This window comes from Joostella atrarenae (assembly GCF_021764745.1).
GTDB lineage: Bacteria > Bacteroidota > Bacteroidia > Flavobacteriales > Flavobacteriaceae > Galbibacter > Galbibacter atrarenae.
The window spans coordinates 1-22,367 of the sequence record NZ_JAETXX010000013.1; the positions used below are offsets into that span (position 1 = coordinate 1).

The 22,367-nt window shown below is 33.5% G+C and carries 16 protein-coding genes; 7 read left to right on the top strand and 9 right to left on the bottom strand.

Features of this window, described 5'->3' with window-relative positions; genetic code table 11:
- Positions 1–469: 469 nt before the first annotated feature.
- The 4 genes from thrS (at position 470) to rplT (ending at position 3,730) form a co-directional block, all read left to right on the top strand.
- The gene (gene thrS / locus JM658_RS15105; RefSeq protein WP_236960175.1) at positions 470–2,410 is read left to right on the top strand and encodes a threonine--tRNA ligase; all 1,941 of its coding nucleotides are present in this window, start codon (positions 470–472) and stop codon (positions 2,408–2,410) included.
- Between the two features lie 71 nt (positions 2,411–2,481).
- Complete coding sequence (gene infC / locus JM658_RS15110; protein WP_317207880.1) at positions 2,482–2,994, top strand: translation initiation factor IF-3; 513 nt, start codon at positions 2,482–2,484, stop codon at positions 2,992–2,994.
- A 63-nt stretch (positions 2,995–3,057) separates the two neighbouring features.
- The gene (gene rpmI, locus JM658_RS15115) at positions 3,058–3,255 is read left to right on the top strand and encodes a 50S ribosomal protein L35 (protein WP_236960179.1); all 198 of its coding nucleotides are present in this window, start codon (positions 3,058–3,060) and stop codon (positions 3,253–3,255) included.
- A gap of 130 nt (positions 3,256–3,385) precedes the next feature.
- A complete protein-coding gene (rplT, locus tag JM658_RS15120; RefSeq protein WP_236960181.1) occupies positions 3,386–3,730 on the top strand; it encodes a 50S ribosomal protein L20 in 345 nt (114 codons plus the stop codon).
- Positions 3,731–3,815: 85 nt separating this feature from the next.
- On the opposite strand, the gene JM658_RS15125 is transcribed toward rplT, so the two are convergent.
- On the bottom strand, positions 3,816–4,919 hold the full coding sequence (locus JM658_RS15125) for a hypothetical protein (protein WP_236960184.1): 1,104 nt from the start codon (positions 4,917–4,919) through the stop codon (positions 3,816–3,818).
- A gap of 149 nt (positions 4,920–5,068) precedes the next feature.
- Between JM658_RS15125 and JM658_RS15130 the strand changes: the two genes are divergently transcribed.
- On the top strand, positions 5,069–5,878 hold the full coding sequence (locus JM658_RS15130; RefSeq protein WP_236960186.1) for an HAD family hydrolase: 810 nt from the start codon (positions 5,069–5,071) through the stop codon (positions 5,876–5,878).
- A gap of 1 nt (position 5,879) precedes the next feature.
- Here JM658_RS15130 and JM658_RS15135 read toward each other — a convergent pair whose 3' ends face one another.
- Positions 5,880–6,302, bottom strand: coding sequence for a secondary thiamine-phosphate synthase enzyme YjbQ (locus JM658_RS15135; protein WP_236960188.1), 423 nt, complete (start codon positions 6,300–6,302; stop codon positions 5,880–5,882).
- 198 nt (positions 6,303–6,500) lie between these two features.
- Between JM658_RS15135 and JM658_RS15140 the strand changes: the two genes are divergently transcribed.
- On the top strand, positions 6,501–8,759 hold the full coding sequence (locus JM658_RS15140; RefSeq protein ID WP_236960196.1) for a tetratricopeptide repeat protein: 2,259 nt from the start codon (positions 6,501–6,503) through the stop codon (positions 8,757–8,759).
- Between the two features lie 15 nt (positions 8,760–8,774).
- Here the strand turns inward: JM658_RS15140 and JM658_RS15145 are convergent, their stop codons facing one another.
- The 5 genes from JM658_RS15145 to purD form a co-directional block, all read right to left on the bottom strand.
- Complete coding sequence (locus JM658_RS15145; RefSeq protein ID WP_236960198.1) at positions 8,775–10,775, bottom strand: TonB-dependent receptor plug domain-containing protein; 2,001 nt, start codon at positions 10,773–10,775, stop codon at positions 8,775–8,777.
- Positions 10,776–10,879: 104 nt separating this feature from the next.
- Positions 10,880–11,734: a hypothetical protein gene (locus JM658_RS15150; protein ID WP_236960200.1), complete on the bottom strand. Its 855-nt coding sequence runs from the start codon at positions 11,732–11,734 to the stop codon at positions 10,880–10,882.
- A 117-nt stretch (positions 11,735–11,851) separates the two neighbouring features.
- Positions 11,852–12,070, bottom strand: a complete 219-nt coding sequence (locus JM658_RS15155) for a hypothetical protein (RefSeq protein WP_236960208.1) — start codon at positions 12,068–12,070, stop codon at positions 11,852–11,854.
- Positions 12,071–12,324: 254 nt separating this feature from the next.
- Positions 12,325–13,548 carry an asparagine synthetase B gene (locus JM658_RS15160; RefSeq protein ID WP_236960210.1) on the bottom strand — a complete coding sequence of 408 codons (1,224 nt, stop codon included), beginning with the start codon at positions 13,546–13,548 and terminating at the stop codon, positions 12,325–12,327.
- 139 nt (positions 13,549–13,687) lie between these two features.
- Complete coding sequence (purD, locus tag JM658_RS15165) at positions 13,688–14,959, bottom strand: phosphoribosylamine--glycine ligase (protein ID WP_236960212.1); 1,272 nt, start codon at positions 14,957–14,959, stop codon at positions 13,688–13,690.
- A gap of 306 nt (positions 14,960–15,265) precedes the next feature.
- Between purD and JM658_RS15170 the strand changes: the two genes are divergently transcribed.
- Positions 15,266–16,438: a hypothetical protein gene (locus JM658_RS15170; protein WP_236960214.1), complete on the top strand. Its 1,173-nt coding sequence runs from the start codon at positions 15,266–15,268 to the stop codon at positions 16,436–16,438.
- 242 nt (positions 16,439–16,680) lie between these two features.
- On the opposite strand, the gene JM658_RS15175 is transcribed toward JM658_RS15170, so the two are convergent.
- Both JM658_RS15175 and JM658_RS15180 read right to left on the bottom strand, forming a co-directional pair.
- Positions 16,681–17,190 carry a hypothetical protein gene (locus tag JM658_RS15175; protein WP_236960215.1) on the bottom strand — a complete coding sequence of 170 codons (510 nt, stop codon included), beginning with the start codon at positions 17,188–17,190 and terminating at the stop codon, positions 16,681–16,683.
- A gap of 231 nt (positions 17,191–17,421) precedes the next feature.
- Positions 17,422–22,365, bottom strand: coding sequence for a T9SS type A sorting domain-containing protein (locus tag JM658_RS15180; protein WP_236960217.1), 4,944 nt, complete (start codon positions 22,363–22,365; stop codon positions 17,422–17,424).
- Positions 22,366–22,367: the final 2 nt, after the last annotated feature.

The window sequence follows — 22,367 nt, forward strand, 5'->3', positions numbered from 1 at the left end:
CCATAAACAAAAAGAAAGGCGACAGTCTACCTAATCTCATATATAAACCTTATTTAAGCACGAAAATAACTAACACCTCTACTCTATTTATATGGAAGCAACATATCACACTTTTTAATACTTATAGCGGAACTATATATTTTAACACCCTATAATATGTCTACAAAATCGATTGTATCTATATGAGTAGTATTCAAAGCAACATAATTTACCTTATTATTGACACTATTATATATAATACTAACAACACTATTACATTCAACCAAATCATTAAAAGATAAGCAAAACCTTCTACCACCCTATAATCATTCATAATAAATAAGATTCTACACAGGTATTGATTCGCAAAAAGAACCTAATTATAGGTCTTTATATAATTCTTAGATTATATCTTAACTAAAAGAAACTAATACTGTTGTACGCGTGAAGACTTACCCTTATCTTTGCAAACTGAAAAACAGTATATAAAATGATTAAGATTACTTTACCCGATGGATCGGTTAAGGAGTTTGAGAAAAACACAACTCCTATGGATGTTGCCAGAAGCATAAGCGAAGGTTTGGCCCGTAATGTTATTTCTGCAAGTTTTAATGGCGAAAAAGTGGAAACGGTTACGCCTTTAACCACCGACGGGAGTCTTATTCTTTATACGTGGAATGATGCAGAAGGGAAGCAATCTTTTTGGCATTCTACATCTCATATAATGGCGCAAGCTTTAGAAGAATTATATCCAGGAGTAAAACTTACTATTGGACCTTCTATTGATAATGGTTTTTATTATGATGTAGATTTAGGTGAGCAGAGTATCTCTGAAAAGGATTTTCCTGCTATTGAAGCTAAAATGCTCGAGATTGCAAGAGGAAAGCACGATTATAAAATGCGTGCTGTTACAAAAGCAGAAGCATTAGATTTTTACAAGAAGCAAGGAAACGAATTTAAGGTTGAACTTATAGAAAATCTTGAGGACGGGACAATTACTTTTTGTGACCACGATACTTTTACAGATTTATGTAGAGGTGGGCATATTCCAAATACTGGAATTGTAAAGGCTATAAAATTACTTTCGATTGCTGGAGCGTATTGGAGAGGAAATGAGAAAAACCCTCAACTTACGCGTATTTATGGAATTTCATTCCCTAAACAGAAAGAGTTAAAAGAATATCTAGAGCTTCTAGAAGAGGCTAAAAAGAGAGACCATAGAAAGCTTGGAAAAGAGCTTGAGCTATTTACTTTCTCTTCAAAAGTAGGTCAAGGACTGCCATTATGGCTTCCAAAAGGAGCTGCATTGAGAGAGCGTTTGGAAAACTTTTTAAAGAAAGCACAGAAAAAAGCAGGTTACGAACAAGTTGTTACGCCACACATTGGACAGAAAGAGCTTTATGTTACTTCTGGTCACTATGAGAAATATGGTGAAGACAGTTTTCAGCCTATTCGTACACCAAAAATGGATGAAGAGTTTCTATTAAAACCAATGAATTGTCCTCACCACTGTGAGATTTACAATTCTCGTCCTTGGAGTTATAAAGAGTTACCTAAGCGTTATGCTGAATTTGGCACTGTATATAGATATGAGCAAAGTGGAGAATTACACGGATTAACACGTGTACGAGGTTTTACTCAAGATGATGCTCATATATTTTGTACTCCAGAGCAATTGGATGACGAATTTAAAAAGGTAATAGACCTTGTACTTTATGTATTTGGCTCTTTAGGATTTGAGAACTTTACTGCACAGGTATCGTTACGTGATCCTGAGAAGCCAGAGAAATATATTGGAAGCGACAAAAACTGGGAAATGGCGGAAGCTGCTATTTTAAGTGCTGCCAAAGAGAAAGAGCTTAATTATGTAATAGAAACTGGCGAGGCCGCATTTTACGGTCCGAAGCTAGACTTTATGGTAAAAGATGCTTTGGGTAGAAGCTGGCAATTGGGAACCATACAAGTAGATTATAATTTACCAGAACGTTTTGACTTGAATTATAAAGGAAGTGACGATAAGCTACACAGACCTGTAATGATTCACCGTGCACCATTTGGAAGTATGGAACGTTTTATAGCAATATTATTAGAGCATACTGCTGGAAATTTCCCTTTATGGTTAATGCCTGAGCAAGCTATTATATTGTCTATCAGCGAGAAATATGAAAAATATGCCGAAAAAGTTTTAAGTTTATTGGAAAATGACGAAATTCGCGCCCACGTTGATAATAGAAGTGAGACTATTGGCAAGAAAATACGAGATGCAGAAATGAATAAAATCCCGTATATGCTGATAATAGGAGAGCAAGAAGAAAAAGACGGCACGGTTTCTGTAAGAAAACATGGAGAGGGCGACATTGGAACAATAACAATTAATGAGTTCTCAGATTTGATTAATTCAGAAATCAATCGTACATTAAAGAAGTTTTAAAAATAAAGTTTAATTAAAATTTATAAGCCATAGCAATTAAAAGATTTAACAGAAACGCTCAAAGAAGAGAGATTAAAAATCCGCACAGGACCAATAGAGAAATTCGTGTACCAGAAGTAAGATTGGTAGGCGATAATATTGAGATGGGTGTATATCCTACCAAAGAAGCTTTAGCAAAGTCTGAAGAATTAGGTTTGGATCTTGTTGAGATTTCACCAAATGCCAAGCCTCCTGTTTGTAAGATAATGGACTACAAGAAGTTCTTATACGAGCAAAAGAAGAGAGAGAAGGCTATGAAGGCGAAAGCCTCTAAAGTGGTTGTGAAAGAAATTCGTTTTGGTCCTAATACAGATGATCACGATTATGAATTTAAAAAGAAACATGCTGAGAAGTTCCTTAAAGAGGGAGCTAAACTTAAGGCATATGTTTTCTTTAAAGGTCGTTCTATCGTGTATAAAGATAAAGGAGAAATTCTGTTGCTTAAGTTAGCATCAGAAATGGAAGATATAGGAAAAGTAGAGCAAATGCCTAAGTTGGAAGGTAAGCGTATGACTATGTTCATTGCACCTAAGAAAACGAAATAGGTTTTTACATACACTATACATATAAAAGAGAATAAGCGCGATAATTAAATAAATATTAGGAATATGCCTAAAATGAAAACTAAATCCAGTGCTAAAAAGCGTTTTAAGCTTACAGGTACAGGTAAAATTAAAAGAAAGCACGCCTTCAAAAGTCACATCTTAACAAAGAAGTCTAAGAAGCGTAAGCTTGCACTTACCCACTCTACTTTAGTTTCTAAAGCAGACGAAGGTAATATCAAACTACAATTACGTTTAAAATAATTGTTGTTTCGGTTCAATTAAATATTGTTTAACCCTGGAGTCAGGCCACTAAAAGACACGTACGATTGTATACTGTTGAATTAGTGAAATAAAGTGTCGATAGACCGCCTGCTACAAAAAATTAAAAATTATGCCAAGATCAGTAAATTCAGTAGCTTCAAGAGCACGAAGAAAAAAAGTGTTGAAGCAAGCAAAAGGCTACTACGGTAGACGTAAAAACGTTTGGACGGTTGCTAAAAATGCGGTTGAGAAAGCAATGTCTTACTCATACAGAGACCGTAGAAATAAGAAAAGAACATTCCGCGCTTTGTGGATTACTCGTATTAATGCGGGTGCTAGATTACACGGATTGTCTTATTCTCAGTTTATGGGGAAAGTAAAAGCTAATGATATCGAACTTAACCGTAAGGTTTTAGCCGATTTAGCTATGAACCACCCAGAGGCTTTCAAAGCAATTGTTGAAAAAGTAAAGTAAACGTTTAACAACATATTATCCGCTTATTAAAAAATCCGGTCTTTAACGAGACCGGATTTTTTTATGCAATCAACTATTTTAAGTCTTAATATACAATAGATGGTAATTCTGAAATAAATGCTTCATGAACCTCTTGTGGAGTTAAAATATGCCCTTTCTTTTGAGCGCCTTGTGCCAAATCATAACCTCGTTGCGCAGCGTCCATTCTCTGCGCTGGTGTTCCATGATGACCATCTGCATCAAAACCACAATCTCCAATATTAAAGAATAGTTCAAAAAACCCTTCAACACGTTTCCAGTTGTAAGTAGCTCCTCTTTTATGGGTCATATAATAAGCAGCAAAAAAATCAGCTTCCAATTCTGTAGAACGTGTAGACTCTGGAATATTCCCTTCTTCAACAGGATAAGTCCAATTATTATCAAACTGTATTTGATGCCCCCATTCGTGAGCTAAGATACCCGTCCACACAATCTTAACATCAATACCAGTTTGTGCCATCACAGAAACGATACCATCACTAATTACGATCATATCTCCTTGTCCTTTTCCGAAAAAATTATCAATATTAATTGCAAAGCCATCAAAAGAAACTAGAGGGTTCTCAATCAAAAATGTACTTTCCTCATTAATCCTATTGATATCTACAATCAAAGCATCAACATCTACTGTTGGCCCATATAAAAAGGGAAGTGTTTCCCTAAGTAAGTCTTCATTTTCAAAGTTGGCATTATGTTGCCCCTTTACAGAGATCTCTCCTTTCATGTCCCAAAACTTCTCATGATCTTTTACACGCTTTTTCATTAAGTTCGTATATTCTCCATTAGCTCCAAAGTACTGAGGACTCGTATCTACTAAGGACATGTAAAAATTTATTTCGCTATAAATACTATAAAAAAATCCACCTATATCATCTATATTTTCAGCTACAGTTTCACCAACAGCTTCATCAAAAGCTGTACTTTCACATTCTGATGGCTCTACTGCATTAGCAAGGTCATCAAAATATGAAAAATCATTAATACTCAAATCTAACGCTATTGTCCTTGCTTGCGAAATATTTGGATAGTCATTAACTGCAGAAGTTACATAGACTGCATTTAGATCTGCTTCAGTAGATACGTCCTCTTTAGAACACGAATTAAGCGCTAGTACTGCACCAATTCCAAGAAAAATTTGTTTAGTTTTCATAAAATATGTTTTAGTTTAAAATCATATCAATATAGTAAAAATATAGATTATATGCGATTTTAATCGATGAACGACATCACATTCCTAACAAACTATTAACTTCAAGTTGAAATAGAAATCCTATTTTTGCTACTTATACAATTATATTTATGGATTTATCGAAAGTAAGATTAGTAGTAACAGATATGGATGGAACCCTTTTAAACACAAAGGGAGAAGTAAGCGATTCCTTTTTTGAATTGTTTAAAAAATTCAAAGCTAATGACATTCATTTTGTTGCCGCGAGTGGGAGACAATATGATAGTATTACAAATAAATTAGCTTCTATTGTAGATGACATTACAATAATTGCAGAAAATGGTGGTATCGCAAAGCGAGGAACTGAAGAGCTCTTAGTCACTAATCTTCCTGCTGAAAATACTAATCAAATTATCGAACTCTTAAGAGGTATCGATGATGTTTTTGTAGTTTTATGTGGTAAAAAATCTTCTTATATAGAAACTAAAGACGCAACATTCATTGAACTGTTTAATGAATATTATGCAGCTTATGAAGTTGTTGAAGACTTAACAAAGGTTGATAAAGATGACTTTGTAAAAATAGCAGTATACCATTTTGAAAGCTCTGAAGAGCATATTTACCCTTCTGTAAAACACTTGGAAGACAGTTTGCAGGTAAAAGTATCTGGAAAAAACTGGTTAGATTTATCACATCCAAATGCAAACAAAGGATATGCCTTAAAAATGCTTCAGGATAAATTAGGAATCTCAAAGTCTGAAACTATGGTTTTTGGGGATTACAACAACGATTTAGAAATGTTAGCACTTGCCGATTTTAGTTATGCTATGGAAAATGCACATCCAAATGTGATAAAGATAGCCAACTATAAAACCAAAAGTAATGACGAAAATGGAGTTGAGTACATCTTAAATAAACTAATTGAAGCTAAGGAGTCTTAAATTAATTTCCGAAAGCAGTGATCACAACCGATCTCGATCCGCTGTAATCTCTATGTTCACATAGATAAATCCCCTGCCAGATTCCTAAATTCAAACGTCCGTTGGAAATAGGTATTTGAACAGAAGCCCCCATGAGCGATGACTTTACATGTGCCGGCATGTCATCTGGCCCCTCATAAGTATGGATATAATAAGGCGCATTTTCAGGAACCATTATATTCATATGGCTTTCAAAATCTGTCCGTACCGTAGGATCTGCATTTTCATTGATTGTTAGACTGGCAGAGGTATGTTTTATAAAAACTTGAAGTTGTCCAATTCCAATTTTCTTTATCTCTGGGATGACTTTTAATACTTCTTCAGTAATCAGATGGAAGCCTCTCTTTCTAGCCTTTAATTTTACTTCAATTTGAAAAAAATTCATTTTATACTATTGTATGACTATTATTTTTCAAACATAAACATATAATAATTCTTAATAGAGTGAATGCCTCAAAAAAACTCTCTTTTTCATAGTTGAGATAGTTATAATATTAGAATTTATAAGTAAATTTACTCTGTACTTCCCTCATGTATAAAAGCACTTTAAATTTCTAAAAAACCTAACAAGAAAGGCTTTATAATGAATAAATACATATCCCTATTATCTCTTCTGTTAATTACTATTATTACAGGTTGCAAAGATAAAAAAGACGAATACAAATCAATTTCTGCAGACGGTCATGATGAGATATTTGCATCTGTAAAACAAATCCCAGACGGAGATTTTTTAGGAGATCAGTCGTGTGTAAGTTGCCATGAAAATGCTTTTAAAGACTGGAAAGGATCTGATCATGATAAAGCAATGCAAATTGCTACTGACACTACGGTACTTGCCAACTTCAACGATGCAACATTTAAAAGTCAAGGTATTACATCTACCTTTTCAAAGAAGAATGGCGAGTTTTATGTAAACACCGAAGGTCCTGATGGAGAATATGACGATTATAAAGTTGAATATACTTTTGGAATCAAGCCCTTACAGCAATATATAGTTAAGTTTCCTGACGGACGATTTCAATGCTTAAGAACTGCTTGGGATACCGAAAAAAACAAATGGTTTGATTTATATCCTGATTTTAAAGTGGTTCATTCAGAATGGATCCACTGGACAAAAGGAGGGCTAAATTGGAATACGATGTGTGCCGATTGCCATTCTACAAATGTTCGTAAAAACTACGACGAAACTAAAAACAGCTTTAATACTGAATATTCTCTGATAAATGTAAGTTGTGAAGCTTGCCACGGTCCGGGGAAAAATCATGTTGCTCAAGTAAAAAAACTAGGAGAGAATTATAAACCTTCGGAAGATATTAGAATGACATCCGATACGCCTCAAAAACTACTCATTGACGAATGCGCAAGATGCCACATGCTCCGAGAACAAGTAACGGAAAGTTATAATTTTGAAGGGACGTTACTCGATCATTATTTTCCACAGTTATTAATAGAAGAGCGATATCATGTAGACGGTCAGATATTGGAGGAAGATTATGTATATGGTTCGTTTTTACAAAGTAAAATGTATCATAATAATGTTTCTTGTACAGATTGCCATAACCCACATTCTACTAAATTAAAATTAGAAGGAAACAACTTATGTTTACAATGTCACACTCCTGAAACATATAACGTAGAAACACACCACAAACACAAAATAAATACAGAGGGCGCTCAATGTATAAATTGCCATATGCCAGGAAGAATTTATATGGGGAATGACTACAGAAGAGATCATAGCTTTAGAATACCAAGACCAGATTTAAGTATTAAATATGACACTCCCAATGCTTGTATACAGTGCCATACGGATAAGGACAACGAATGGGCTCTTAAGAATTACATTGCATATTATGGAGAACCTAAAAAAAATCATTTCTCCGATTTATTAGCACCTGGTCTATCTGGGGGGGAAAATGGAGCTCATAATTTAATGACACTTGCAAAAGACACTTCTTATCCAAATATAGCGAGAGCATCTGCTGTAAAAGGATTGAGTAATTACCCAAATGCCAATGATATTAATGAATTAATTAGCTTTCTAAATGACGACTCTCCTTTAGTACAGGCAGCAACTTTGGATGTTCTGAAAGACGTTAATAAAGCTGATTATTTAAATTATTTTTATCCTTTATTAAAAAGTAAAGAAAGAACACTGAGAATTAAAGCTTTTGTTGCTCTTAATAGATTAGATGTTTCTCAAGTACCCGAAGAATATAAAGATGCTTATACCAAAGTTGAAAAAGAATTTGAAACTAGCCTTGAAGTAATTGCTGATTTTCCAGGTGGAAAAATGAAAAAAGCTGATTATTATCAAAGACAAGGAGACAATAATAAAGCTATAAAATATACTGAAGAAGCGCTAAAACTAGATCCTGTAAATAATAACATCAGAACAAATCTTGCCAGTTTATATTATAATAATGGAGAGCTACAAAAGGCTGAAAGTGCTTATAAAACTATTTTAAAGCAAGAACCAGAACACGGGGAGACTTATTATTCGTATGCTTTATTGCTTGCTGAATTAAATAAAATCAATGCGGCTATTTCCCAAATGGAAAATGCAATAAAATACATGCCTGAAAATATTAGAGTATATTATAACCTAGCATTACTATATGACCGCACGGGAAACTTTAAAAATGCAGAAAGCACCGCTAAAAAAGGATTAAAAATCGCTCCTGAAAATGAAAGTCTGTTGTATGTTATTTCTTATTTATATGCAAAAAACAATCAATTAAGAAGTGCTGCTATTACAGCCAACAAACTAATCACTTTGTATCCTAACAACCAACAGTATATTAATTTATATAATCAGATAAACGCTAACTTACAGCAATAGCCTCATTAGAGGCTATTACCATAAAATAAAGGATAAATTTATAAATGCGTTTCTACCCCTACGTGGGATGTTATTCCAATCTGAATATGTAGAATAATTAGTATCTAAAAGGTTTTCTATACCATATTTAAGCACTAATTTATTATTCCCTAGCATGAAGTTATTACCAAAAGACACATTTAATATTCCATATCCTGGAGTTTCGTCTTCTCCATAATTCTGACTATATCTCGATTGGTTAGCATTTCCCTGCAATTGCAAAGAAGCATTAAACTTAGATGTTCCATAAGATAATTCAGCCAAATAAGAAAATGGACTTATTAAAGGGAGGTTCTCCCCTTCATCTGTCACTCCATAATTATAACCTACTCCAGCATTAAGAGAAAGCTTCGAAGAAAAATCATATTGCGCATTAAGGAATGCATCAAAAATAGAAGCATGAGATAATGATGAATACATTCTAACACCATCCGCTCCGATTGTCATCGCTGCTATATCTTCATTAATTTCTCCAATAATATAATTTTTAATATAAAAATAAGAAGAAGAAACTCCCACAGTAAAATCACCTTTTTTCACATTAAAATTAAAATTAAGCTCAGTAGATTTCTCTTTCTCTAAATCTGGATTACCGATATAATCATAATTATCAAAGCTATTAAACAAGAAAAAACCATATCCTTCACTAACAGAAGGAGCTCTTTCTCCATAAGCCAATCCAAAAGATAAATCATACCATTCCTTTTGCAAAGCATATGTTGCAGCGATACTGCTTAATAATCTATTTTGCTCTTGCTCGATCTCTGGATAAAATATTTTTAAACTCTCATACCCTACATCTTCAGCTATTCTATTATGTTGATACCCTATACGTAAAGTTCCAGTAAGCGATTGCGATTCTGTAATATGAAATTCATCTTTAAAATAAGCTCCAGAATATAATGTTCTTACATCTGGCCATGTGTACATAAACATTTCTGGCTGGCTAGGATCATTAGGATACATTGTCATTTCTGCCAAAGACTTATTATAGTATCCATTTAAATTGAACATCATTTCATGGTCATTTTTATCAAATTTTAATTTTGAATAAAAACCATAAGTATCACTCCAGCCCGGCATATCCATCCTAATAGGGACATCTGGTCTTTTAGAATCGTCCATAATATGTGTTACCTTATTATAGTAAATCTTAGACTCCCAATCTTTAATTTTAGCTTCTGAATTTTGATAATGGTGACTTACAGAAGTAATAATCCCTTCAGCCAAAGAAACATCCATTGGTAATGCGGGATATCCAACATCTGTTGCTCGGTCATAAATTATTTGCGAGTGCAAACTATTATCATCATTTATTTTATAACCAGCTTGCAATGCTATATTATATTTCTGAAACTGAGAATAAAGCACTTCTTCGTTGTTTCCTGCATCATAGTTATCCGCTTTCCTGAAAATCCCATCTACATCAACATAAAACTTATCTCCACCATATTTCGCTTTTAAGCCTCCTATTCTATAGTTTCCATTTGTTTCATATCCTAAATCTGTAGTCAATGCAAATCCAGATCCAAAGCTAGGGTGTTTTAAGCTAAGGTCCACAGCTCCTCCTACACTCTGTCCGTTTTCTACACCACTCTGTCCTGATGATATTTTAATTTCAGATAAATTGGAAATATCAACATATGAAGTCACCGGATCCATTTTATCGGTACAAGCGCCAAAAATCTGCATCCCATCTATGGTTACAGATAGACGCTCGCTAGACATATTATTTACACTTGGTTCCCAAGCATAAGCTCCTCTTTTAATGAGATTAACACGATTTGCAGTCTCTAGATAATCATCTACACTTCCTAGCGCTTTATCTTCTTGATAATTACTTAATTTCTTATTACCAATAACTATAACTTCACTTAAAAAATTTGTAGAGTCTTTTACAAAAAAAGGATACTCTTGACCGCTAGCTTTTTGCAAAAAAATAGCTAGTAGCACTATACTAAAAATTAGCTTCTTCATCTTCAATAAATTTTTACCCTAATTAAAATCAAACTCGCCCTGATGAATCTCCTCACTATTATATAAATAGAAGACCTAATAAAAATCACCAAGGCGAATTCTATTTAGAATATCAATTCTAGGTATAAGCTACCCTTATCTCCATCTTCTTCTGTAACATCATCTCCAGCTATTAAAGTCCCATCTTCATCATAAACTTTTAAGTTTAGTGTCCAATAACCCGTCATGGTAAGTGATAAATCTCCGTGATACATTTCATCTGAAGAAGTATATGTTAAATCTGTATTATTTGGTGAGCTATGATTTCCCATATCTGGCATTCTAGGATCTAAACCGATGGTATAATCTTCAACTTCAGGAAAGCTCATCATACTTTCCATTTCATAAAGACCAACAACCATTTCATTAACCCCAATAATTGGTTCTGAAGGCTCTACAAGTGCTAAAACATATCTTTTACTAGTATCGTCACTGAATACAATTACATTTTGAGTTTCACTTCTATTGACCGTAATTGTAGAAGAGGCTTCATACGCTGCATTGTCTATGGTATAATCAAGGGATAACGTCCATCCAGAACCGTCATCATTTGTCATCTGAAAAACTATATACCCATTATATAGTGTATTATAATTATCCATTTTATCAACATCAGATGCAGGACACGAATGAGACATTGTTTCCATATCCATTACTGGACTCCAGTCTATATCTGCATTTTCAACATATTGTTCTGTAGATTTATCAAGGATTCTTGTTGTAATATTATTGTATCCAGTTTCGAAATCTCCAGTTTCGGTATAAAGCTCAATGATATGCGTATCATTTTCAATGCTTTCTACCAATTGTAACTCTTCAATTTCATCTATAATATTTAAATCATTGCTATCATCATCATTAGAACATGAAGTAGCAAAAACAGCAGTAAAAAGAACGGGAATTATATATTTTAATTTCATCTTAATTTATTTGATAAGTTTATATTCAATATATGGTATACGGTGGCTTTTACATTTTTATAACCATAAAAATGCATTCTTAAATTTTAAGAAGATAATTCTTAATTTATATTGCGATTAGCAATTAGGAGGAGGTGTTTCGATATCCAAATAACTAGATTGAACATAGTTATTCTTGTACATTTTAATTGAAAGCTGAGTATCAGCAGTACTTATCTGTTCTTTAGGATTAGAAGAATTAGAGGTTAAATAAAACACATCTAAAACAAGTTTCCTTTCGGAAGGAATTTCTTTATCTGATTGTTGCTCATGCGATAATGAGATTTGCTTTGCCAAATAACATTTACCATTACAACCTAATTGGTTTTCTTTTTGAATACAAAGTACTTTTGCTATATAGCTCTGATTCGCTAAAAAATTTCCAAAAATGAATAGGGTATTGAAATTGTTAATCAACAATACAATCACCAAAAAAAATACTGTAATATTTCGTGATATGACCCTAAACATGCAGCAAAAATACGACTATTTCGCAATTACTTACATGATAAAAATCATAGATTTTTGTAGGATGGAAAAGTTGTATAATATTAGGTTTTCTGCTGCTTCTTTTTGGCTGCAGGAAAGAGCACATTGTTTAAAATGAGTCGGTATCCAGGTGAGTTTGGATGCAATTCTAATTCTGTTTTCGGGTCTCCAACATGATGTTGATAATCTTCAGGATCATGGCCTCCATAAAAAGTAAAAAAACCTTTTCCTTTAATTCCATGAATATAACGAGCCTCCCCATTTATTTTATTTTCTCCTAACACTAAAACTGTAGGACGGATAGTGGCTGGATCGTATGCTGTTGTTTGCCCCATAAAACCTTTTACCAAAGCAGTATGATTTTGACAAAGCATGGTTGGAATCGGATCCCATTTTGCTGAAAATTCCATCAGCGTAAAATAATCTGTTTCTTTTTGAACACTCTCTCTTTTTTGAGTCATATCGATAGAAGAAAACTCATATTCCATAGGGTCTCTTTCCAAGAGAAAATCTCGAAAGGCAAAGGTCTTAGAAAAATTAAGTTTCGATTGATAATTTGGCTCAGAGGGATCACCATCAAACATCGGCTCACAGATATCAGTTTCTGATGCTGCTAGAGCGATATCAAAACTATCGGTAGCAGAGCACATAGCAAACATAAACCCTCCACCAACTACATAATCTCTAATACTCGATGCGACTGCAAGCTTTTCTTCAGAAACTTTATTATATCCTAATTCAGCAGCCAGTTCTTCAGCTTTCTTTTTATCATTTATATACCATGGAGTAGCTCGATAAGCTCCATAAAACTTTCCAAATTGTCCTGTAAAATCTTCATGATGTAAATGCAACCAATCGTATAACAATAATTTATCTTGCAACACTTCCGTATCATAAACAACATCATAAGGAATTTCTGCATAGGTAAGAACCATCGTTACGGCATCATCCCATGGCAAACTCCCTTTAGGAGAATAAACTGCTATTTTCGGTGCTTTTTCAAGAACAACAGACTCTTGATTTTTAGATGGACTGCTAATTTCCTCTAGTATTACTTCCGCCTTTGCATCAGATAAAATTTCAAAAGAAACCCCTCTAATTTGACACTCTTTCCTTGTAGCTTCTGTATCAGAAATTAAAAAAGATCCTCCACGGTAATTAAGCAACCATTTTACTTTTTCATTTTTTGCCAATACCCAATAAGTAATTCCATAGGCTTTTAAATGGTCTTCTTGGGTTTCTACATCCATAGGAATAAGAATATAAGAAGCAAAAGAAAATTGCATTGTTAATAGCAACAAAAAAAAGAGTATCCACTTATTAGCGGGATACTCTTTTTTGGTTATATATTTAGTAAACTTAGGTAGTAACATTAAATCTTTCAGTTTCATATCGACATTGTCATATTCTAACTGAAAAATACAATTATAAATCGAAACCTAAGTCTTTTCTATAATTCATTTTATCGAAAGAAATTTTTTCAATACTGTTATATGAAGTTTTTAGAGCCTCTTTAAAATCAGCTCCAAAAGAAGTTACAGCCAACACACGACCTCCAGAAGATACCACTTTATTATCTTTTAGCTGTGTTCCTGCATGAAAAACTATAGAATCTTCTACATTCTCAAAACCAGTAATCTCCTTACCTTTTTCGTATGCCTCAGGATATCCGCCAGAAACTGCCACGATTGTAGTTGCTGTACGCTGGTCTAACTCCAAAGAAACTTCATTTAAAGTACCATTAGCAACTGCTTGAAGAAGTGTTACCATATCATTTTTAACACGAGGTAAAACAACTTCTGTTTCTGGATCTCCCATACGCACATTATATTCAATAACATAAGGTTCATCCCCCACTTTTATGAGTCCGATAAATACAAATCCTTTATATGGAATTTCATCTTTTTGGAAACCTTCAATAGTTGGTTTTACGATTCGGTCTTCTATTTTTTGCATAAAAGTAGCATCAGCAAACGGCACTGGGGAGATAGCTCCCATTCCACCAGTATTTAAACCAGTATCCCCTTCTCCAATACGCTTATAATCTTTGGCTGTAGGAAGTGTTATGTAATTTTTTCCGTCAGTTAAAACAAAGACACTAAGTTCTATTCCGCTTAAAAACTCTTCGATAACCACTTTAGCACTCGCATTTCCAAACTTAGCATCAACCAACATGCTTTTAAGTTCTGCCTTAGCCTCTTCAATATCATCTAAAATCAAAACTCCTTTTCCAGCGGCTAGTCCATCTGCTTTTAAAACATAAGGCGCTTTCAAAGTCTCTAAAAAAGCATATCCAGCTTCTAAACTTTCAGAAGTAAAACTTTGATAAGCTGCAGTTGGAACATTATGGCGTGCCATAAATTCTTTAGCAAACTCCTTACTCCCTTCTAAAATAGCTCCATTTTTTTGCGGTCCAATTACTGGAATGTTCTTTAGCTCTTCATCGTCTAAAAAGAAATCATGAACTCCTTGTACTAATGGATCTTCTGGACCTACAACTACCATTTCTATTTTCTCCGCTAATACTAGCTTTTTTATAGCAGGGAAATCAGTTACCGAAATAGGCACATTGGTTGCGATCTTCGCTGTACCTGCATTTCCAGGTGCAACAAACAGCTTTGTGCTTTTATCACTTTGTGCTATTTTCCAAGCAAATGTATGTTCTCTACCTCCAGAACCAAGAATAAGGATGTTCATTTCTACTGAAATTAAATTGACTTTTATTTAAAACATCAAAGTTACACCCAGCAGCGCCAAAAACATAATTTATATGTAAAAAGTTTTGGAGTTGGATTTACACTAACATATTATTTATAATCTATAAAAAATTAAATATAGTACTATCAACTACAACCTACAGAATGCACAAAACACAACACAATAACTATATACAAAGGTGAAAAATAAATATTTCACACAGTAAATCTCTTATTTAGAATAATTTCACATATAGAATTTATACCTATATTTGGAGTATATAAATAACATAAAATTTAAAATATCATGAAAAAAGTACTACTACTACTTATTTTTAGTGCATTTTTAATTGGATGCAGTAACGATGATGACAATTCTGATCTTCCTGAGATAGAAGATGCTACTTCCTTGAAAGTAAACACCGTAAATGGTTACACAAATGTAATAACCGATGCTGATGGGAGAACCCTTTATTATTTCTCTAAAGATGTAAATGGAGAATCTGTATGTACTTCTGAAGGCTGCTTAAATACTTGGCCTCCATTTGAAGTTTCTAACATTGACGACTTAGAATTAAGTGATGCTATTGATGCCGAACTTATTGGTACAGTTACAAGTCCTAACGATAGCTCTATGTTACAAGTTACTTATAAAGGATGGCCATTATACTATTATGCGGATGATGAGAGTGTTGGAGATACCAATGGAGAAGGTGTTGGCGGAGTATGGTTTGTTGCAAAAACAGATTACAACTTATTTACTGCCAATAAATCAATTATTGATGATGAAGATTCTATAAACTATTTTGTAGACGACCAAGGAAAAACATTGTATTATTTTACTAGAGATTTTTCTGGTGAAAGTATGTGTACAGATAATCCTGATAGCGCTATAAATGGTTTAACTTGTATAGAAAGATGGCCTGCATACTACAGTGAAGATATTGTAACTACAAGCCTTCATGAGTCGGAAGACTTTGGTGAAATAACAAGAGAAGATGGAACTATGCAAACTACTTATAAAGGTTGGCCTCTATATTATTTTTACAATGATGAAAATGCAGGAGACACAAATGGAGAAGGAGCTGGAAATGTATGGTTTGTAATGAGTCCTGACTACAACGTTATGTTGGTTACTAAAACAGTAAATGATGAAAGACAAGACTATATTGCTGACATTAACGGAATGTCATTATATACATTTGATAATGATACTACCATGAATGAAAGTGTTTGTTATGATGGTTGTGCAGAAGTTTGGCCTCCATTTTATGAAGAGGAAGTAGTTGGACCATCGATATTAGATACAGATGATTTTGCTATTTTTGAACGTACTGATACAACTGGTGGAGGAGATGACAGTAATAAACAAATTAGTTATAAAGGAATGCCATTATACTACTTTGCAAACGATAATACATTTGGAGACACTAACGGACATGGAGTTGGGGATGTTTGGTTTTTAGCCGAAGGAAATTAATTTTAACTTTATCAGCTATAAAAAGCAAGGGTAGAAATAAAAATTTCTACCCTTGCTTTTTTTTTTATATCTCTTTATTTTTTTGACTATACAGCTGATAAGAGAAAAAACTATTCTCATTCCCTATTATGAAACTCATAAGTAAGGATTATTTTTACTTTATGTAATTTCTACTTAATGGCGAAGCTTATTACATTTTACCTGAAAAAATAGAGTTGTGCAGTAGCGAAGCCTTAAATATTTCATTCTTGTTTCTTTTTAGGCTTTCTCCATTCGTTAATTTGCCAAAGCAATGAATACGCTGCTATGGCAAGCATTATACTATTAAATATTATTTGCTGCATAAAACCATCTGTATCCATTTCTGTTTCTTCTTTTAAAGCATACCTCCCATTTATATTGGGGTGGTACCATATTAATAAAGAATCATTATGTTCCTCTAAATAATTAAGAGCCCCAATCGTTCTCATATATGTTTTTTTTGACATGAGCAAAGCTTCAGAATTGTCTTGTAGCTGAATATATTTTCCTTCATCATAATATAAAAAGTAAGTTGGAAGATTCCCTCCCCCTTTTTTAGTACTTATAGGCCTGCTTTGTATTAGGGAGTCTATTTTCATTTTTTGTTTAACAAAATCCTCTTTATGCTTCACGTAATTAAACTTCTCAAATAGATTTATAACTGTAAAGGGTGTCGCTAAAACATTAACAATCAGTAAAAACACAAAAATTATTTTTGCAATTTTCTTCATTTAATTAAAATCGTTTTCCTATTTCGCTTATTTTAAGTTTATCCGTTATTGATATACTTTTTCTCCAATTAATTAATTCAAACTCCAAGTTCCTTTTTACTAATTTTTAATTCATTTCTATAAAAAACTATCAAAATAAACATTGACTTTAGTAAATAAAAATTATTGTAATGTATATCTATTTAATAAATGTCATCTTCATTTTCCATTCAAAACTAAAAGGGTAGATAATTATCCTTTAATTAACTTTCTTACTGCAATTCCATTTGGAGTTTCCAATACAATTGCATAAATACCAGAGGAGAAAGAGCTGATATTAAAGTTTAATATATATGCTGAATCTCCTGTTCCCTTTTTGGAGGCTACAACACTATTATTTAATAAATTAAACACTTTTACACTCACGTCTCCTTTTTCTTTTAACTCTAAAGACACATCAAAAACTCCACTCGTAGGGTTAGGATATACCATAAATTTTTCAATATTGGCTTCTCTCTCTTTCCCATCTTCTTGGTCTGTTGATGTATTGTCTCTCGCTATTACATTAACAGTTTTTGTCTGATATGCTTGACAATCTCCAACTGTAGTTAACATTGTGAGTTCATATTCTCCTACTTCATCAAAATAAAGTTCAGCTTGATCTTGATCTTTAGAAACTACTTTTGTTTGTTCAGGTAAAATCCATTCTATTGTATCTGGAATTGGGTTCGTTACATCGACAACCGTAAACCTCTCGTTTACAAAAACCTGACTAGATACAAAAAACTCTACTCCTATATCATTACCGCTCTCCTTAATCTCAATAGTATCCGTTCCTTGGCAACCTTTACTATCAGTTACTACCACAGTATAGATTCCTGCAGAACCCACAGTAATGGTAGCATCACTACTTGTAAATCCGTTTGTAGAAGACCATTGATACGTAGCATTATTATCTGCTATTGTTGCGTCTATAGTTCTTGTTTGATCATTACATAAAGTTGTTAAGTCATCTCCCAAATCCACTATCAAAGGTTCTGGATTTATCACCTCATAAGTACGCACTAAAGTTTCATTATTAAACCCTTCTATAGAAACTGTATATTTCCCAGCACATAAATTAGAAATTGTTTTTGATGTACTACCATTATCCCAAACATACTGAAAGTTTCCACTACCCTTGTTTACAATAATTGATATACTTCCATTGCAACCATCAAAACAAGTTGGATTAACAATAATCTCTTCCACAATATCTGGTTCTGTAACCTCGTATTTTTCTGTGAGTCCACATCCATTTACATCAGTAATCATCAATTCATAATTACCTTTAATTAAATTATCTATACGGGTTGTTGACCCCATATCTTTCCCATCTTCCAATCGAGTCCATTGTATGTCATAAGGTGTTGCTCCTCCAACTATATCTAAAGAAATTTTTCCATCAGAAGCTCTAAACTCACTTGCATTTGTAATTTCGACATTCTCGATATTAATGGGTTCATAAACATTAGAAATTTCAAAAGTAGCCTCTGTCCAACAAGCATTATCATCTTTGACAGATACGGTATATGTACCTGCTGATAGGTTCTGCAAATCTTTAGAATTAGCATCATTGGACCAATAAATATCATAAGGAGGAGTTCCCCCCGCAATACTTATTGAAATACTTCCTGTTGAATCTCCATAGCAAAAAACATCTTGCAGCGATTCCAATTTTATTTCCAAAAGATTGGGTTCCAAGAGCGAGTAAACTTCAGAGAGCACTTTTACTCCATTGGCATCTGTTAACTGTAACTGATAATCTCCAGCTGTTAAATCTACAATGGTAGATTCATTTACAGAAAGCTCTTCTGATGTTCCTCCAATTATTTCATACCATATATAAGAGTATGGTTTTATACCCCCACTTGCATTAGCTTGAAGCTCTCCATAACTATCTCCCTTACAAAGTAGTGAGAAAGTTTCTTCAATATTGATTTCTAATTTTTCAGGCTCTACAATTACAAAGTCTTTAATTATAGAACAATTGATACTCCCCACCTCATCAGAGTTAGCGTCATTAACTACTAAAGTATAAGTCCCTGGCTCCAAACCATTAATATCCTCATCTGTACTAGAAAAACCAGTATCCGAGAACCACTCATAAGTATATAGTGGAGTTCCTCCTGTTATCGTTACAGAAATAGCACCATCATCATAACCAAAACCTGTAATATCTCTATGTTCATCTATTGTTAAAGAAATAGCTCCATTCGGTTGTTCTACATTAATAGTTTCGATCAGTTCACAGCCGTTTTCATCGGTTACTGTCACTGTGTAATCTCCAGAGCTAAGACCTGTAATATCTTCCGTAGAAGCACCATTACTCCATGTATATGTATAGCTACCAGTCCCTCCTGCTACAGTAATATCTATGCTTCCTTGAGTATCACTGTAACATAGATTATCTCCAACAATACTAGTCAACTGAAGTGCTTCTGGTTCTTTCACTTCAATAGGGTTAGAAGTATAAGATGCATCTGACCCAGATTCATCCGTAACAGTTACAACATAGCTCCCCACTGTCAAGTTTGAAATATTTTCAATGTCTCCCGAAATAAAATTCGGATCACCTACTTTTTCCCATTTATAATGATATGGGGCTATTCCTCCTACTGGAGTTACAGCTATGCTTCCAGTAGAGAATCCATTGCACTCTACATCTACAACATTAATATTTGTATCGGGAATCAATAATTCATCGGGTTGTGTTATTATTATTGGCGATGATAACTCTGCCGTACATCCATTTTCATCTGTTACTGTTACTTGGTAGCTACCCGCAGAAAGTGATGTTAACGTATTTTCGGTTCCTATATAATCATTTCCGTCTTTTTTCCATTCATAACTATAATTGCCAGTTCCTCCATCTGCTTCTACTTTTAGCGCACCAATAGCTCCTCCAAAAATGTTGTTATCTATATGATCGGTTATGTTTTCGTTTATGGAAAGTTTAATAGGTTCATCTACCGTTATTAATTCGCTATATGTCACACCACAATTAAAAATATCATTCTCCCAATCGGTAACACTTGCTATCTCTAAAGAAGCCTCATAAACAAAACTATCAATTGGAATTTCGAGGACAGAAATCCCTTTTGCAGAAAACTTCTTAAAGTTATTCATTCTACCAAACTTATAAGCAAAATCTCCATTACCCCCTGAAACTTCAATCCTAACCAAACCATCTGCTGCACCATTACATGTAATATGAGACACTTCCACATTATTAAAAGTAATGGGAGCTGGATCAGAAAGATCCCACGTTGCTGTTACTTGAGTAAATTCATTTGGAGGGTCGTTCTTATCAAATACTGTTACAGTATACTCCCCTGATTCTAAATTAACAATTGTATTAGAGTCTCCAGGATATAAAACTCCATTTTTTGTCCATTCATACCTATAATCAGAAGTATTATTTATATATCCATCTTTTACCTCAACCGTTAAACTACCATCATTACCATTACTACAACTAATAGGAGTTACATACTCTTTATCTATAGTTATCTGTGGAGGTGATTTTAACTCCTCCACAATAGCAATATTAACACTACACTGATTACCGTTATTTAAAACTCTAATATTATATTTCCCTGCCGCTACATTATTAAAAGTATACGAAATTGAATTACTGTTTTCACTATACACTACTTCGTTATTTTCATCTAGCAGCTGGTACTCAAATGGAGGGATTCCACTTACGCCTACTTGAACTATTCCATTAGTTGCTCCTTCATAGGTTGGATGCTTAAGTATGTTATAAGCTGTAGTTTGAAATTTTAATGGATTTACTACTTTTTCAATTTTTTGTTCAATAAAATCAAGACTCTCGCATTCTCTTCCGTTATCTAAAACTAATTTACTTGTAAAACTATATGTAGACCCCTGTACCAAGTCTGTAAACTTATATGTATTAGATGTTGGGGGTGTTGGAGCTAACCAAGTATTTCCTCCATCTTCAGAAAACCAATATTTTCCTCCGTCAAAATCTTTTCCACTAGAAGCACTAATGACAATACTTCCTTTACTATCTACACAAACTGGCTCTATGTAATTACTACTGGTAGTTGTTACTGGACTTGGGGATTTAATTGTAAATTTATCGGATATCTCACCACTCTTAACGACTACATTATCTCCTTCTCCTTGAATAGATTGGTAGACCACAAAATAATCTTGAGAATTTCCCGTACTTTCTATACTGGAACTTAAGTCTGGTATTATAACCTGATTTGAGCTATTAAATGTAGACACTTCATAATTCTTCAAAACTTCTGGAAAACCATTCTCTCCAGAGCTTTCAAATAATTCCGTGTTTTTTAAATTAGCACCATCATCAAAGAAAACCCTCTGATTTAAGTCATAAACATAAAAACGCATCTTATAACCATCATCCAGTTCATCCATAAATGTAAAAGTTACTGTACCATCACTACTATCTGAACATGTGGTATTAGTAGTTGTAGTTTTTGAATTATCTAATTCTGGGGAGCAACCGATGATAGTGTAAGTTCTTTCATTAGTATAAGTATCTTGATAACCTGTATGAAAATATATAACATCCTCATTCTTCCAATCTCTTTCATTCAACCCAGTTTCCATAAATAATTCTTCTAAATTAAATATAGGTTTGTTTATATTGAGATTCTCTGGGAAAGAATTCCAATTTATAGCATCAAAGCTATATTCCCATTCATAGCCATAGGATAAACTAATTTCATCCTTAGTACAAATGGGTTTATCATTTTCCTTCTTAATATGTAAGGGGTATAGCTTAATAATAAAATCGCAAGCTCCAAAAATTTCAACCTTTCCGTTCTTAAAATCTGTTTTTGAATAATCTAATGTCTCATCAAAACCACAAGAAATAGGATCATCTAAGTCTACCCAACTAGCTAATATTTGTATCCTAACACTTGTAAACTCTTCCTCTTCTACAAAAGCTACATCATATTCATAGCTACCAATCCCTGAAATATCTGTACCTCTATAGGTCTTCGAAAAATTTGGTCCAATAGCAACACTCCCAAAACTAGCATGATTCGAATCTCTCTGAAAAACTTCAACTAAAAATCCATATTCACTCTGCCCAAAAACTCCTTGAAGTCCTATCAATGTAAAAAATCCAAACAACAGTAAAATCTTTTTCATAA